The 16,043-nt window shown below is 35.3% G+C and carries 15 protein-coding genes and 4 pseudogenes; 7 read left to right on the top strand and 12 right to left on the bottom strand.

The window, feature by feature from the left end:
* Window positions 1-326 precede the first annotated feature (326 nt).
* The 4 genes and pseudogenes from LMD38_RS28210 to LMD38_RS28225 all read right to left on the bottom strand — a co-directional run bounded on the left by LMD38_RS28210 (window position 327) and on the right by LMD38_RS28225 (window position 2,583).
* Window positions 327-831, bottom strand: a pseudogene (locus tag LMD38_RS28210) (DUF421 domain-containing protein).
* A 219-nt stretch (window positions 832-1,050) separates the two neighbouring features.
* On the bottom strand, window positions 1,051-1,782 hold the full coding sequence (locus LMD38_RS28215; RefSeq protein WP_001040756.1) for an alpha/beta fold hydrolase: 732 nt from the start codon (window positions 1,780-1,782) through the stop codon (window positions 1,051-1,053).
* Between the two features lie 84 nt (window positions 1,783-1,866).
* A complete protein-coding gene (locus LMD38_RS28220) occupies window positions 1,867-2,097 on the bottom strand; it encodes a helix-turn-helix domain-containing protein (protein WP_000974627.1) in 231 nt (76 codons plus the stop codon).
* A 9-nt stretch (window positions 2,098-2,106) separates the two neighbouring features.
* The gene (locus LMD38_RS28225; protein WP_000820334.1) at window positions 2,107-2,583 is read right to left on the bottom strand and encodes a DUF2975 domain-containing protein; all 477 of its coding nucleotides are present in this window, start codon (window positions 2,581-2,583) and stop codon (window positions 2,107-2,109) included.
* Between the two features lie 392 nt (window positions 2,584-2,975).
* Here LMD38_RS28225 and LMD38_RS28230 point away from each other — a divergent pair, with 392 nt between their 5' ends.
* Window positions 2,976-3,602 (top strand): recombinase family protein, encoded by a 627-nt coding sequence (locus LMD38_RS28230; RefSeq protein ID WP_000690663.1) that lies wholly within the window; start codon window positions 2,976-2,978, stop codon window positions 3,600-3,602.
* A 2-nt stretch (window positions 3,603-3,604) separates the two neighbouring features.
* Window positions 3,605-6,652 carry a Tn3 family transposase gene (locus LMD38_RS28235; RefSeq protein ID WP_012477907.1) on the top strand — a complete coding sequence of 1,016 codons (3,048 nt, stop codon included), beginning with the start codon at window positions 3,605-3,607 and terminating at the stop codon, window positions 6,650-6,652.
* 45 nt (window positions 6,653-6,697) lie between these two features.
* Here the strand turns inward: LMD38_RS28235 and LMD38_RS28240 are convergent, their stop codons facing one another.
* Window positions 6,698-7,051, bottom strand: coding sequence for a VOC family protein (locus LMD38_RS28240; RefSeq protein WP_000449611.1), 354 nt, complete (start codon window positions 7,049-7,051; stop codon window positions 6,698-6,700).
* Window positions 7,052-7,104: 53 nt separating this feature from the next.
* A complete protein-coding gene (locus LMD38_RS28245) occupies window positions 7,105-7,968 on the bottom strand; it encodes a helix-turn-helix domain-containing protein (protein WP_000041618.1) in 864 nt (287 codons plus the stop codon).
* Window positions 7,969-8,290: 322 nt separating this feature from the next.
* Here LMD38_RS28245 and LMD38_RS28250 point away from each other — a divergent pair.
* Window positions 8,291-8,482 (top strand): annotated as a pseudogene (locus LMD38_RS28250) (helix-turn-helix domain-containing protein); the annotation flags it as partial.
* 85 nt (window positions 8,483-8,567) lie between these two features.
* Entirely contained in the window at window positions 8,568-8,753 is a 186-nt protein-coding gene (locus LMD38_RS28255; protein ID WP_078214948.1) for an HIT family protein, read from the top strand.
* Between the two features lie 26 nt (window positions 8,754-8,779).
* Here the strand turns inward: LMD38_RS28255 and istB are convergent, their stop codons facing one another.
* Window positions 8,780-9,538, bottom strand: a complete 759-nt coding sequence (istB, locus tag LMD38_RS28260; protein ID WP_000993737.1) for an IS21-like element ISBce16 family helper ATPase IstB — start codon at window positions 9,536-9,538, stop codon at window positions 8,780-8,782.
* Window positions 9,535-10,777: pseudogene (gene istA / locus LMD38_RS28265) on the bottom strand (IS21-like element ISBce16 family transposase). Before istA ends, istB begins: the two are co-directional and overlap by 4 nt.
* Window positions 10,778-10,882: 105 nt before the next feature.
* On the opposite strand from istA, the pseudogene LMD38_RS28270 reads away from it, so the two are divergent.
* Window positions 10,883-11,065 (top strand): annotated as a pseudogene (locus LMD38_RS28270) (HIT family protein); the annotation flags it as partial.
* 25 nt (window positions 11,066-11,090) lie between these two features.
* Window positions 11,091-11,660 (top strand): histidine phosphatase family protein, encoded by a 570-nt coding sequence (locus LMD38_RS28275; RefSeq protein ID WP_000957215.1) that lies wholly within the window; start codon window positions 11,091-11,093, stop codon window positions 11,658-11,660.
* Between the two features lie 372 nt (window positions 11,661-12,032).
* On the opposite strand, the gene LMD38_RS28280 is transcribed toward LMD38_RS28275, so the two are convergent.
* Window positions 12,033-12,731 (bottom strand): N-acetylmuramoyl-L-alanine amidase family protein, encoded by a 699-nt coding sequence (locus LMD38_RS28280; protein WP_000475617.1) that lies wholly within the window; start codon window positions 12,729-12,731, stop codon window positions 12,033-12,035.
* Between the two features lie 363 nt (window positions 12,732-13,094).
* Here LMD38_RS28280 and LMD38_RS28285 point away from each other — a divergent pair, with 363 nt between their 5' ends.
* Window positions 13,095-13,547 (top strand): hypothetical protein, encoded by a 453-nt coding sequence (locus LMD38_RS28285; protein ID WP_000701227.1) that lies wholly within the window; start codon window positions 13,095-13,097, stop codon window positions 13,545-13,547.
* 254 nt (window positions 13,548-13,801) lie between these two features.
* Here the strand turns inward: LMD38_RS28285 and LMD38_RS28290 are convergent, their stop codons facing one another.
* The 3 genes from LMD38_RS28290 to LMD38_RS28300 all read right to left on the bottom strand — a co-directional run bounded on the left by LMD38_RS28290 (window position 13,802) and on the right by LMD38_RS28300 (window position 16,038).
* On the bottom strand, window positions 13,802-14,377 hold the full coding sequence (locus tag LMD38_RS28290) for a recombinase family protein (RefSeq protein ID WP_033656251.1): 576 nt from the start codon (window positions 14,375-14,377) through the stop codon (window positions 13,802-13,804).
* A gap of 127 nt (window positions 14,378-14,504) precedes the next feature.
* Window positions 14,505-15,350, bottom strand: coding sequence for an AraC family transcriptional regulator (locus LMD38_RS28295; RefSeq protein ID WP_000383881.1), 846 nt, complete (start codon window positions 15,348-15,350; stop codon window positions 14,505-14,507).
* 112 nt (window positions 15,351-15,462) lie between these two features.
* Entirely contained in the window at window positions 15,463-16,038 is a 576-nt protein-coding gene (locus tag LMD38_RS28300; RefSeq protein WP_001226074.1) for a recombinase family protein, read from the bottom strand.
* Window positions 16,039-16,043: the final 5 nt, after the last annotated feature.

The raw sequence follows: 16,043 nt of genomic DNA on the forward strand, positions 1-16,043 counted from the left end.
AACATGTACAAACTATGTAACCAGTATACGTATGGAATATGAAGGGATTGTCTGTTATATATTATGGACTACCTTTATAAGAACTTGTATAAGATATTAAGAACGAAAAAAAGAGAATTAAGGTTGGGAAAGTTCTGACATCAAGAAAGGCGTAATGATCTGGGCACTGTCCTAACTAGAGACTTAGTGATTTTGAAAATTACCATCTGGTAAATTCCTAAATATAGGTATAATTTTTTATAAATTTGGAAAATGAAAGTGGTAAATGCAATAAGAAGTAAATAAGAGAAAACATTAATTTATATTGGGAGGAAATCGTCTTAAAATTAGTCGTTAACATCTTTTTTGTTAATGGTTAATGAATGATCGGTATCTCTAACAGCAGCATAAAAAAAATCTTTGATTTGAAGATATCCCTTTGCCTTTAGTTCTTCCTTTAACCACTTTTCATTTTTGTTGATAAATTTTAATTTACGCTTTTGCACTTTCCCTTCAATGACAACGGCTATGGGTAATCCGCGGTATTCCACTTTCATATGTAAATCTTTTGGAGTAATAGGAACTAATTCTTTTCTTGGAAAAATGCTAATTTCACCTGTTGCTTCCAAAATCGCATATTCATTATCGTGAATATCCGGATATCCTGTTGTTCTTAAATTAGACAACAGCTCAGGTAAAGGATATCTACTTTCCTTTAACTTTCGATTAAGATAAAAAAAGAATCGCTCCAAAATCATGAGGGGTAAGTTGGGCTAGAGCTGATTTCCCTAAAATATTTACTGCTACAATAAACACAATATAGATAAAAATAACTTGGGTGTTTTTGCCCATCCCCTCGAAAAGGTGGATTAAGGGATCTCCCTAAAAACAAATCCCCGTTAAAAGGCGCTTCCTTATGCAAGAATAGCGCCATTTAATGGAATAACTAAATTCTGACCTCTTCCATAAAATTACTTAATAAACTAACGCACCCCGATAGCGAGTATTTGGGTTGGGAGAAAATCGTATTAAACTGAGGGAGTTTAAGGTTTAAGTATTATCCTCCACAATTTAATTTTTAAAAATGTCAATTAGCTTTTTTATCGCACTAACTACTACTTCTGGTTCATCATTTTGTATAAAATGAGCACTGTTTTCAGCAATCACCAATTCACCATCTGAGGATATTTCAAGAATCTCTCTCTGCATGTCATTCCATAACTCTTGTGATTCCTTTGAATAATGAGCTTTCTTACCAGCTGAAAGAACAATTAATGGGACATTTAATTTAAGTCTGGTTTCTTTTAATTGCTTTAGACTTTCCATAAATTCATCATAATTGCCTTCATAAACAAATTGCTTGTTGTATGCTTGTTGAAAATCTTGTGACATCGTTGGGAGAAATCTTTCTCTGTAATCTTCAGGCGTAGAGTCAACTAAGACAAGTCCGCAAACTTCATTATGATATTCAGTTGCATATATCCGCATATTAACTCCACCAAATGAGTGACCAACTAATATGTACGGAGGTTTAATATTGGCTTCAATAAGAAGTTCCTTCAATTCTTTTACCATCTCACGGCTGGTTCTGGGGTTTGAACTTGTTTCACTTTTCCCAAGTCCTGCTCTATCATAAATTAGAACATTAGAGAGCATTGAAATATCCCCAATTACTGAATCCCAAGCCTTGGAAAAGTCTCCATATCCAGCGTCCATTATTATTGTTGGTTTTCCATTATTTTCCCCTATCAATTTAGCATATAGTTTACAATCACTTATTTGCACAAACATTTCTTTAGCCATTTAGTCCATTCCTCTCTTTTAGCCAACTATCATTAGTTAAAATTCAACAATTTTATGACATTCCTTCTTAATGTGTTTAAACTATCAAATGGTTGATTCTTGATTGTCAATGTCACTTTGATATTCAAGAATATCCCCAGGTTGACAGTCCAATGCCTTACAAATAGCTTCTAAAGTTGATAATCGAATCGCTTTAGCCTTTCCATTTTTCAAAATAGAAAGGTTAGCCATTGTGATTCCAACTCTTTCAGATAGTTCTGTTACACTCATTTTTCTTTTAGCTAACATCACATCGATATTGATTATAATTGCCACTGTTTCACCTCAGACCGTAAAATCATTTTCTGATTTTATATCTAAAACGTTTTTTAATAATTTCTGAAGAACCGCAGTGAAGACTGCAATAACAACAGAAGTAAAAATAATTGTTAATCCGATAATTGCTATTCCTGGGTGTAAGGCGTTTTGAGACATAAGAACGATGGTCCCTATCAAATATAAGATACTGATTGTAATTGCACAGTATTTTATATATTTCAAAACCTTTACAGACAATTCCGAAAAAGCATTGTTATTTTCAATGTAGTTTAAAAGTTTTAAAGCTTGATACAGAGCAAGGAAAAATGGTATCACAGTTACATACAAACCGATTAATACAGGATATTGCAAAAAAGCAAACTCCGGAAACATTTCTGCCGTATCATTTGCTAACCAAGGCAACCAAAATATACACAAGGCGAGTACCGTAATCCCAATAAGAAAAACAGCTATCTTTAAAAAAACAGTTGTTCCTCGTTTCATAAAAATGCACCTCACTTATTTATCGTTTTACAATAAATCATTATCCATATGCAATATATTATTGTTTTTTTTAAACAACCCCTTTTATTCTTATTTTTAGACTAAAATAAAAAGCATTCATCATTATAAAATACTTCACAATCCTTAGCTATTTAATTTATCTCTTGTTCAACTAAATGGTCCGTACGTGGAGCAAAAATTCCACACTCAATTCTTTGGGTTCTTTTTTGTTTATAAAGGTGTACTTTTAAAACCTGTCTAATAAAGGGTGGTTCTTGCGTTTATAAATCTATGAAAATATTTTTATAAACGTTTACTAAAATCGTCATACCTTTAGAAACTAAATATAGTAAAATAGTAGAAGAAAATATATCTTCTGGAGGAAGTTCATTGTGAAGATCGGTTATGTTCGCGTTTCATCTACAGATCAGAATGAAGAACGTCAAATCAAAAAAATGTTAGCTTTAGGCATCGAAGAGCGAATGATCTTTGTTGATAAACAAAGTGGAAAAGACTTTAATCGCCCCAGCTACCAGACGATGAAGCGTATCCTGCGGAAAGGGGATCTCCTTTATCTGGATGCCCTAGATCGATTGGGGAGGGATTACGAAGGGATTATCTATGAATGGAAACACATTACAAGGAACATTCAAGCAGATATTGTCGTGTTGGAAAACGAAACGTTATTTGATAGTCGTAAATATAGAGAGATGGGAGATATCGGAAAGTTAATGGAAGATCAGTTTCTAAACCTTCTCTCTTATGTGGCCGAACAAGAACGAAAAAAAATCAAACAGCGCCAAGCCGAAGGCATAGCGCTCGCCAAATCTCAAGGTAGACATTTGGGACGACCAAAGCTTAATTTACGGACCCTTTCCCATGAACAGCGCCAATTATTAGATTCTCACTATCCGAAGTGGAAAAATAAAGAGATCACGGGCGTTGAGTTCATGTGTTTACTTGGGTTGAAAAAGAACTCATTTTATAAAGTAGTCAGGGAATTTGAGATTGGAATATGAATATGGAGAATAATACAACTACCCAAAAACGGTTGAGGATTCTTAGCGAAGATGAAGTAAAGATCATTTATGACAGACCAGGTTTCTCATACGAAGATCGCTGTTCTTATTTTTCTCTTTCACAGCCAGAGAAAGAGCTGCTACACACATTGCGTTCTGTCAAATCTAAGGCTTATTTCGTTTTACAACTGGGTTATTTCAAAGCCAGACAACTATTTTTTACATTTGACCTCCATGAGGTAGAAGAGGATCTTCAATATATTCTGAAGGAACATTTCAACAACAGTCAAATTGATGACTTGAGTTCAATTGATAAGTCCACTAGGTTAAAACAACAACAATTGATTCTTAAATTATTTAACTACCACAGTTGCGGTGCCGAAGAACGGCGTAAGATGGAGGAAAAAGCTCAAAAGTCTGCGGCGTTTTGTGGTAAGCCGATTTACATCTTTCGAGAAATCATGAATTATTTGTCTGAAAACTGCATTGTTGTTCCTGGCTATAGTTTTATGCAAGATATGACAGGACAGGCAATAACCCATGAGCAAAACCGATTAATTTCATTGATGCAGGATCATCTAAAACAGAATGATATGGAATCCTTAGATCGATTACTTGAAGATTCTTCAGGGCTGTATGAAATAACACTACTGAAACACGAACCGAAAGACTTTAGCGCCACTGAAATAAAGCTTGAAATGAATCGTGGTAAACAAATACAGCATTTATATTACCTTGCTCAAGAACTGTTACCAAAGTTAGGTATTTCCAACGAAAGCATCAAGTACTATGCTTCATTAGTAAGTTACTACTCTGTCTACAAGCTCAAACGGCTGAATGTATGGATTGTTTATGTCTATTTGTTATGTTTTGTATCCCATCGTTATCAACGGATGCATGACAACCTGATCAATACCCTCATATATAGTGTAAGGGGGTATGCAGATGAAGCTAAATTAGCAGCAAAAGAACGAGTTTACGAGTGCTATACAGAGAGTAATCAAGACATCAAAAAAGCAGGGGAACTGCTTAAAATATTCACTGATGATCATATTCCTGCCAATACTCCCTTTAGGGATATTCAAGACCGTGCATTTACTATTTTGGAACGTCAGAAACTGGAATCCGTAGCCAAACAGATTACTACAAATATAAAATATGATGAAACTGCCTTCCAATGGGAACATATTGGTCAGCAGGCACGACGATTTAAACGTTATTTAAGACCTATATTTTTGCAGGTTGATTTCGTAGCTCCTTCACCAAATGATCCATTAATTAAAGCAGTGAATTTTATGAAAACTGCTTTTAATAAGAATAAAGCGTTAGGACAATATCACTCAGATGATTTGCCAAATGGTTTCATATCCGATGGTGTGAAGCGTTATATCTATGAACAAAAAACAATTTTAGCAGATCGATATGAATTTTTAGTCTATCGCCTCCTACGCAACCGTTTGGAAGCAGGAGATATTTTTTGTCGTGATAGTATCCGATTTCGCAGTTTTGAGGATGACCTGATCAATGATCGTCAATGGGAACAGAAAGAAATGTTGATCGCTGACACTGGTCTGACGATTTTCAACCAACCCATTCATAGTCATTTAGTGGAGCTTGAGAAGCGATTAGAAGATCGCATTACTAAAGTTAACCAGAGTATTTCATCTGGGAAAAATGAGCATCTTCAAATCAAAAAACGGGGTTCACATACCCGATGGACATTACCTTATACTCGTGACACAGAATCTATTAATCACTCATTCTACGATACATTAAAGCAAATAGACATTAGGAGTGTCTTGCATTTTGTTCAACAGCACTGTCAATTCCTTGACTCATTTGAGCACATCTTGGGACGTTATGCCAAACAGAATAAAGACAATCGAATTCTTGTCGCCTGTCTGATTGCTTGGGGAACCAACATGGGGTTAGGGAGAATGGGGGAAATTTCTGATATTAGCTATCCGTTACTGGCTGCCACATCTGATAACTTTATTCGTCTGGAGACTTTAAAAGAAGCGAATGATTGTATCAGTAATGCAATAGCCAAACTCCCAATCTTTAAACATTATGACATTGGGGAGACGATTCATTCTAGTAGTGACGGGCAGAAAGTTGAGACTCGAATCAATACCATTAATTCCCGTCATTCACCTAAATACTTTGGTCTTGGTAAAGGGATTGTTTCCTACACAATGGTAGCCAACCATATCCCTGTTAATGCTCGAATTATTGGGGCCAATGAGCATGAAAGTCATTATGTATTTGATATTTTATTTAACAACACAACTGATATTCAGCCTGATGTGCATTCCACGGATACACATGGAACCAATGAAGTGAATTTTGCTATCCTGAACTTTTTTGGTTATCAGTTTGCGCCTCGCTACAAGGATATTCACGATAAGGTCAACAAATCTCTTTACGGATTCAAACATCCAAGCCAATATGGAGATAACCTGATCAAGCCAGTTCGAAAGATTAATACGAATCTTATTATAGAGGAATGGGAAAATATTCAACGAATTATGTTATCCCTTGCAGTTAAAACAACCACACAAAGCATTATTATTGGTAAGCTAAGCGCTTATGCACGGAAGAACAAAACCAAACGTGCTTTATGGGAGTACGATAACATCATAAGAAGTCTATATTTTTTGGATTATATTGATTCTCCCCCTTTACGCCGGAATGTTCAAAAGGCATTAAATCGAGGGGAAAGTTATCATAAATTACGCAAAGCAGTATCCTTTGCCAATTTTGGAAAATTACGTTTCAAAAATGAAAATGATCAACATATTTGGGGCGAATGCAGTCGCTTACTCTCCAATTGCATTATTTATTACAATGCCAGTATTTTATCTAATATGTTGGCTTACAGAGAAACAAAGGCTCTAGATTCGGATGTTATGAAAAAAATATCCCCAGTTGCATGGCAACATATTAACTTCTATGGAAGATACGAGTTTAATATACAACAAGAGTCTGTTGATTTGGATGCAATTATTCAAGAATTAGCCCAATTAAACGTAATATCGGAAACAGAGTAAGCGATGTTTAAGGAGTACTTCCCTAATCTTTCAGTGAGGTACTCCTTATTCCACCTTTTCGGGGGGATGGGCAAAAACACCCATCCATGTTTCTGTTTGTCCCATTTTAGCTACAACATGTGGTTCGTCGATAAAAGTAACTTCTTTACCTAATAAGCGTTCATAAGTATCTTTAATATTATTTACTTCAAAATAAATTACTGAACTTGAAAGAGCGAATTCCTCTTTTTCTGGAAGTGTTAACATGAGACGCAATCCGTTGCATTCAAAGAATGCCATACTATTAGTGTTAAACAAAAGTGAGAGACCTAATTTTTCTTTATAAAAATCTAGTGCTCTATTTAAATCTTTTACAGGTACTCCAATTTGTCCAATTTTTTGGATTATATTAGTTTCCATAAAAATTTGCTCCCTTCAAAATATCTTATTATTAAAAGGATAAATTATTTTACCTAATTTTTCTTATCCAATATCACCTTTTTTCGATATTCTTTAGGAGATATGCCAACATGTTGCTTAAACATTTTGCTAAAGGATACAGGATTTTGAAATCCAAGTTTAAAGGTTATATCGGTCATATTATTACTTAATTCTGATAATAGTTGTTTTGCTTTTGTTACTCTAAACTCTGAAATATGCTGATGAGGAGTTTTACCATATATTTGTGTGTATGTTCTTAATAAATGATTTGGAGATAGACAAGAAATTCGTGCAATGTCATTTAATTTAATAGTTTTGTCATAATAAGCTCTTATGTAATCATGGGCTATACATATCCTTCTATATAATTCTTCACGTGTAGAGGTCCTTATTGCACTTAAAGATTCAACTTCCTTGTATGTATTAAAATGTTCATTCAAAATATATTGCATTAACTTATGAAATTGTTCCTCATAACCAACAGAATTAATTTCGAGACTAGGTAAAATATGTTTGAAAGTTTCAAGTTGAAAAGATAAAGTATTATTTTTATGATAGGTTTTATCAAAAAAAACAATAGAACTCGTATCCATAAATGGATCGTTTAGAAGATTATCGTTTGTTTCTTTTAATGAATTAAAGACCTCGGCTTCAAACCCATCTTTAAAGAAAATACAAAAAGATTCCACATCCTTCGTTTCATCAATTGAAATTGTGTATGAACCTTTATTAAGGAGTAGGTATCTACTTTCTTCAACAGCAAACATGCCTTTATTAGTCTTATAATGGGCTTTACCATTTGAAAATGTTTTTATGGACAGTTGGCCAATTCCTTCCCAGTAAAATTGGTCACTTTTTGCATGTAAAACGAAATTGGTAGAATCATTTTTTGACATAATACACTCTCCATAAGTGGCGTCATTATTTTTTTAACTTTATTATACATAATAATGGAATCTAAGTATGAAAATATATATTATCAATCTAAAACAGTACGGTGGATATGCGTATTGTAAGTGTTAAACTTAAACAACTTATTGTAATCTTAACGTATCCTTATTGCAAATGGTGACAGCTTCGCTGGTACTCACCCTAATATTGCCGTCTATAGCAAAAATATTCATTTTAGTTACAACCCTTAGCGTACCTAAATCAAGGATTTGAATTCCAAAAAATGTCTTAACGTGGGTTTTATGTCATTTGGTTGGCGGGACCCCTGAACGAACAAAGTCTGGTCTTCAAGCAGCAAGATCAAGAGGAAAGAAAGGTGGGAGACCTACTAAGAAAGAAGATAAAGTGGAAATGGCTGTTAAGATGTATAAGAGTAAAGACTATACAATTAAGCAAATTACAGTGGCGACTGGTATCAGTAAGACCACGCTGTATAGGTATTTAGACAAGGCGCTATAGGGTTGCCTCAGTAAGTCGGTTGCAGAAATTACATTTTATGTAAATCATCTGACGGACTAGAGCAGCAACCCTGTGACTAGGCCATATTGAAAGTGTTGTATTTGAAAATGATAAAGCTAAATGTTTTTATGATAAATTCCCAGTAAATAAAGGTCATATGTTAATAGTACCGAAGAGACACTGTGAGGATTATTTTGGTTTAACTATTGAAGAAAAACTTTCAATAGATAAATTAGTATTGAGATGTCAACAGCGGTTCTATTTTCCCTAATTTCAGCGGTCCAAAATTCCCTATTACTAATTAACGGCCGGTTGTATGCCGGCTTTTTGCTTTTCACGAAGTCTAAATGATTGTCCTTTGATATTGAAAGTTGTGGAGTAATGCAACAATCTATCCAAAACCGCTGTTGCTAGGACGTCATCGCCAAATATTTTCCCCCACTCAATATACGATTTGTTAGAGGTTAAAATAATTGACCCTTTTTCATAACGTTTTGAAATGATACGAAAGAATAAATCTGCACTTAACTCATCAAACGGAAAGTATCCCATTTCATCAATTATGAGTACATCGCACCTACTTAACGATCGGACCAGGCGAGAAGTGGTTCCCCTTTGTTCTGCCTTGCGGCAGGAAGTAATGAAATCATCGGCCCGGGTGTAGTAAGCTGTGTATCCTTGACGAAGTGCTTCGATAGCGAAACCTATCGCCAAGTGGGTTTTACCAACACCTGGCGGTCCTAATAATAAGATATTTTCTCCATTCTCAATATAACGACCAGTTATTACTTCTTTTACACGCCGTTCGCTAACACTTGGTTGAAATGAGAAGTCAAAGTCTTCGATAGTCTTGTGAAACGGTAGCTTTGATTTCTTTATTCTAGTTTCTAGTGCTGCACCTTCTTTGTGTTCAATTTCATGTTGAAGAAGGGTGTTTAGAAATTCAGAATATGTTACATTATGTTTAGAGGCATCTTCTAGGATGCCATCTAATTGATTGGCTATGTAAACCAAGCCAACTTTCTTAAGACGTTCAGTTATAAGTTGTGCGTTCATTTGTGATCACCAGCTTTTAATTGTTCTTCATACACGTGAAGTGAACGTTGTTCCACTTCATGATTAGAGGGCTGAATGTGACGGGTCGCCAAACCGTTTTGTGTCACATCTGGCTCTTTTTTTATGTTCTTTATGTGGTTGATATCCGTTAATGATTTATTGATCCCAGAAATAATCGGATGAGTAGCGATGCACTCTAGATCAAAATAGATCTCTAAATGATGATCAAGAGTTTCCTTCACCTTTACTTCCATCCCTTTATAACGATAAGGAACCGAATAGTTTCGATCATTATAAGAAATCATGCTGCTTTCCGTTACGTAAGTAACCTTCCATTTACTTATTGGGAATAAGGGTCTCGTATTCCAATGTAATAAGTGTTTTTGTTCCTCTTCAAAACGCTGTAGAGGTGGCTCAAGCGTCGTTTGATTCGGTTTTTTATTGGCCACTTTGTCCAGCCATCCACTTAACATCTCATTCATCTCATGAAGTGTATTCTTTTGTTTTCTTTGCAGAAAATTCTTCTTAAGGTAACCAACCGCACTTTCTACTTTCCCTTTGGTTTGTGGTCTTGCTGGTTTACACGCTTTCGGAACAACTCCATAGTAAGCTAGGAATTCTTCGAACTTTCGATTAAAACGTATTTGTGTTGGACTATGTAAGGTGACTACCGTTTTCATATTGTCATAGAGTATGTGTTCAGGAACGCCGTTAAAATAGGCAAATGCATTCATGTGGCATTTCATTAGCTGCTCCATATTCATCGTATTTGTAATTTCCATGTATTTCATACGGGAGTAACCTAAAACGATGATAAATACATAAAGCTTTTGTTTCTTCCCATCAACCTCATGTTCTCCAATCTCTGCCCAGTCCATCTGTGCTTGCTTTCCAGGAGGTGTTTCAAAACGGATACTCGATTGTTTCTTTGGTTTCTGGCGATAAGGTCTGATGAAAAGTCATCTTTCCTGGATAACCCATAGATTGAATTTCCTCAAGAAGCACTTCGCAGTTAGTGGTACCTTCCTTTAACCGTCTTAATAAATAGTCTTTATATGGATCTAAAAGGCTTGTTTTCAATTTACCGTGAGGTTGTTTTTTTTTCTTTGGTAACTCATTTTGATTTAAGTATTTTCGTATTGTTTTTGGATCAAAGCCTGTTAATTCTGCTATAGCAATCTGAGTCCAACCTTTTGAGTGATACTCTTTAATCATAAAAAATTCCCCATCCTTGATCATTATCTCTCTACACTCCAAGTTGTTTTTGAGATAATTATCCGTTATTATTGGGGAATTTCACACCGTTGTTATTAGGGATTTTACCACCGTTGTTTTCAGAGAAGTAAATCATTATTGGATTCAAGGTATAAACCGGAAGGTTACAACATTGGAGTGAATTGTGGGGAGACAGCAGGTCAAACGATTTTTCATTGTCACATACACTTAATACCAAGATACTTTAACGATATTAATGACCCCACAGGTGGTGTTAGAGGAGTGATTCCACAAAAAAGGATTTATAAATAATTATACATATTATTAGGAGGTTCCAATGCTAACAAATTTGTATTTGGTTAGACATGCCCATTCTACTTACACACCAGAGGAATTAAAAAGACCCTTATCAGAAAAAGGACTAAAAGATGCTTACAAAGTCAAAGAGTTACTAAGAGAAGAAAACATTGATCATGTTATCTCAAGTCCATATTTAAGGGCTATACAAACGGTTGAAGGAATAGCATTAACACTGGGCAGGGAGATTCAAATTGTAGATGAATTTAAAGAAAGAAAGCTAACGAAGGAAGATGTTAATGATTTTGAGCAAGCAATTAGAAAGGTTTGGGACAACCCTGATTTTTCTTGGGAAGGTGGAGAGTCAAACAAGAGTGCCCAACAAAGAGGAATTAAAGGCATTGAAATGGCTTTAGATAAATATGAAGGCAAAAATGTTGTTGTAGGAACACATGGAAATATTATGGTACTAATGATGAATTATTTTGATGAACAATACGATTTTGAATTCTGGAAGAAGCTTGCTATGCCAGATATATATAAACTTTCTTTCCAAAAAAAAACCTTAGTTAATTGTATAAGAATATGGAAAGATTCTAACTTAATTTAACTTGTGAAATCCTTATTAATAGTGAAGTATAAAGTTCTATTTCAAACGGTAGCTTGTTTAGTTGAACAAGTCAGTTAAAAAAAGTCGGTTCCTTAGCGTACAGGAATTCGACTTTTTTTAGTTAAAATTCGCTTAGCGTACAAAACTTCCGAAATGTTGGCTGTACCCCTATAATTCCCTCAACAACTTCGTTCTATTCATCTGATATTAAGCTAGTCCTGGCTTATATCGGCCGGACTAACTTAGAGCAAGAAAAAAATGCTAAGCCCGTCACATCAAAGGCTTAGCGTATATTTTGTTCATCCAGCCTAGTTATCCATTTTGATAAAACTTTAAGGTGCTCGCAGTCAAGCAACCGTTTTCCCAACGAAACTACACATTTTCAATAATAATCCTTTGTGCTGTTCTCAGGTTGCGTTTTACAGTTCTCAACACATTTTCTTCTTCTGCGTAAGCACCTACTTGCACACCGTCAACAATTACACGTTTAATAGCCATATTGCTTTTCAGATTAGTCGATTTTCTCTTCAAATTAAACGCGCGTGCTAACCCATTAACATGCCCTTGGGCAACCGCTTGCCGCCAATTCGGGTCTCTTAATTTTTGGGCATCGCTTGCATGATCAATAAATCCGTTCTCCGTTAATAAAGCGGGCATTCTGGTTTCTCGCAGTACATGGAAATCGGCCTTTTTTTTACCACGGTTATGCAAGTTATTTACTTTGACAATTTCTTCATGCATAATGTCCCGAATTAACGCTGTTCTCGATGAATCAGACAAACTGTTATGAATATAATCTTCATACCCATGAGCTGAACCGTTAAATGCATTAACGTGGATGGATAGAAAATAATCTGCACCCCAAGCATTCGCATCATCTGTACGTTCTTTCAAGCTGCGCGTAATATCTGCTGTTCTACTCATTTTAATTTGCAGGCCTTCATAATGGTTTTCCAAGAGATTCCGGATGCTATGGGAAATATTTAAGGTAATTTCTTTTTCCTGCATCCCATTGCCAATAGCTCCTGGGTCCACTCCCCCGTGACCAGGATCTAAATATAATTTAAACATTTTACACCACCTCGTACAAATACAATATGATCGAAGAGTAACGGAGGTATAGGAATTCGTCTGAGGTACATATAAAAATAGGTGATGATAGGCATTACATTTCATTGAATCAGATGATTTATTTTAAAGCTAAGAAATTTTCCAAATGCGAGACCATATGTATGAGCAGCAGGAATTAATGTTCCATATTTTTCGTGGGTCAGGCAAACTCTTTTCATCTAGACAGTAGGCTGATTGATTATTGATGCTTCTTTCTTAACAAAACACCTAAGTGATTCTCTGTGCATATACTGTATCATTACTACAGGATTATGATTAAATACAACTCAATCCATACATAAAATAATCAAGGAGAGGTTAATTTTGAAAATTCCAAAGACAGCCAAAGTTAGTATCCCCTTTCCATCCGTATGGGGGATTGATGCTTCTATTGCGGGGAGATCCATTATTAGAGGTATACTTACCATTGATTCCATTGTAGACAACAAAGTAGTAGGTACAGTTAATTTTCGTGGTATACCTATTCCGATTAATGGGTATTGGGACGAAAGCGCTAAACAAATAAGTTTCGATTCACCATATGCCTCCTTTTTTGGCAACTTGACAATATTTGATGAGACCGCTATAAGCATTCGGCATTTCGTTTTAAGTGGACGGTTTATAATGAAACCTCCCTCTTTGCTGGCTGGTGAATATGGAAATTGGATTGCTACAACCTTTACACCCCGTTTGGGACCTCCCATATATACTAATGTTTTACCACCTGCTGGTGCCTTTTCAGTCTCAAGTATGCTCTTGGGACAGCAATTGTTTTAATTAGACCATGACTTTATAAAAACAACCTTCGTTTGTGATTGACTAAGGTTGTTTTTTATAAAGTGTTCTCGGAAAATACAGCCTTGCTTTAAATCTGAGTTTAGCGTATATCTCCGTTAAAATGTACTCGGAACCCTTTGATGATCGTGCCTAGTTAGATAAACAAATATTGATACTTCCTTATAGAAATAGCCTGCTTGGTTAGGTACGTTGTTTCACAATCCCCGGAAATTTTTAATATAAGTAATGAATGCTTATTTTTTTCCTTCCGATAGCTTTCTATATAAAGAAGCTCTAGATACATTTGTAATTTCACAAATTTGATTTACAGTCATATTTCCTTCTTTATATAGCTTTACTGCATAATTCATTCCTGCGTGATTTTTATGATATTTCTTTAACCGTCCTTTAAACTTCCCTTCTTTCTTTGCGAGCTCAATTCCTTCACGCTGACGCATACGAATAAGGTCTCGCTCTAATTGGTTAACACCAGCCATTACCGTAATTAAGAATTGGCTATATGGATTATCTTCTGATAAATCTAGCCATGTATCCTTAAGTGATTTTAAGCTTCCCTTTTTATTTCGTATTAAATCAATCAATTCAAATAAATCTTGCGTACTTCGAGTGATCCGAGTTAAATCTGTAACATAAATAATGTCACCTTCCTGTAAATCCTCTAACATTTTTTGAAGTTGTTCACGATCTTTTGTGGCTCCTGAAGTTTTTTCTTCATAAATAATATCCATTCCAATTTCGTTCAATTGCCGAAATTGTCTTGAAGGATTTTGGCTAGTCGAACTGACGCGTACATAACGGGGTGGCGTCAGGAAAATGCGGATTTACAACGATAAGGAATTTCCAATATAAAAAGCCTGATTTCCCATCACCTAAATTGAGAAATTAGGCTCTTTTTTCGTTACTCCATAAACAGCATTCTATTACTGAATATGTAATTTACTTCGGGATAACAGGGACCCAGAGTTCGTGTCTTGGTTTATGCTTCGGACCGTAATAACATTCTATACACGGTAAATTTGCAAGTTCATACTCGGAGGTAGGGACCCACTCGGAATATAAACGTTTCCATGCATCCACTATGTTCGGAAAAACTGCCCATGTACTTGCGGGAATAATAAGCGTCTCCATATTTTCTGGGGATTCCCCATCGTATCTTACGCCCATGAAATAGGAAAATTGTTCATCTGTGATGGCAGCTTCTTTTCCGCAAACCCCCAGAAGGCTTTCAAGCGTGCATTTTGGATTTTCCCATGACATATCTACTAGTTCTTGCATAAATCCATCTTTTTTCGCAGTGTTCCAAAGCGTAGGGATTGTTTTAAATGCTCTGCTTGTTTTTACTGGCTTGCTTTTTCCGACAATTCTTAATTCAAAATCAAGGTTTTCAATTCTGTAGTCCATCTCGGTATCTCCTTTAATAGAAATTTGAAAGGAAATTTTGGGAAAGGCTTTTAACTGTACCCCTCTATTACGAGCATTGGAAGGGGTTACCCCATGCATTTTTTGAAAAGCACGTGAGAAAGTATCAGAAGAAATATAACCATATTTAATTGCCACATCGATGATCCGAATATCACTTTTTTGAATTTCAAATGCTGCAAGTGTTAACCGTCTTCGTCTAATATATTCTGATAGCGATACACCTGAGATTGAAGAGAACATTCTTGAAAAATGAAACTCAGAACAGTTAGCTGCTTTTGCAATCTCTTTGTAGTCTATTTCTTCATCCAGGCTATTTTCAATGTAGTTTAACGCATTGTTCATTCTTTCTAGCCAATCCATAAGTTTACTCCCTTTCAATATTTACTTTAAAACAAAATAGATAATAATTACCGACATTTCATGCCTAAAAATGTTGGTGAAAAAATACACCTTTTGATAGAATCAGGACAAACTATTTGTTTCTTTCCGATAGATTTCTATATAATGAAGCCCTAGATACATTAGTAATTTCACAAATTTGATTTACAGTCATGCCGCCTTCTTTATATAGTTTTACTGCATAATTCATCCCTGCGTGATTTTTATGATACTTCTTTAAACGCCCCTTAAACTTTCCTTCTTTCTTTGCTAACTCAATCCCTTCACGTTGACGCATACGGATAAGGTCGCGCTCTAATTGGTTCACACCAGCCATTACTGTAATTAAGAATTGGCTGTATGGATTATCCTCTGATAAATTTAGCCATGTATCCTTGAGTGATTTTAAGCTTGCCTTTTTCCTTCGTATTAAATCAATCAATTCAAATAAATCCTGCGTACTCCGAGTGATCCGAGTTAAGTCTGTAACATAAATAATGTCGCCTTCCTGTAAATCCTGCAACATTTTTTGAAGTTGCTCGCGATTCTTTGTTGCACCAGAAACTTTTTCTTCAAAAATAATATCCATCCCGATTTCGTTTAATTGCTGAAATTGCCTTGAAGGATTTTGGTTAGTCGAACTGACACGTATATAACCAATTTTCCGCAAAATAT

The sequence above is a fragment of the Bacillus pacificus genome, from assembly GCF_020861345.1.
Classification (GTDB): Bacteria; Bacillota; Bacilli; order Bacillales; family Bacillaceae_G; genus Bacillus_A; species Bacillus_A pacificus.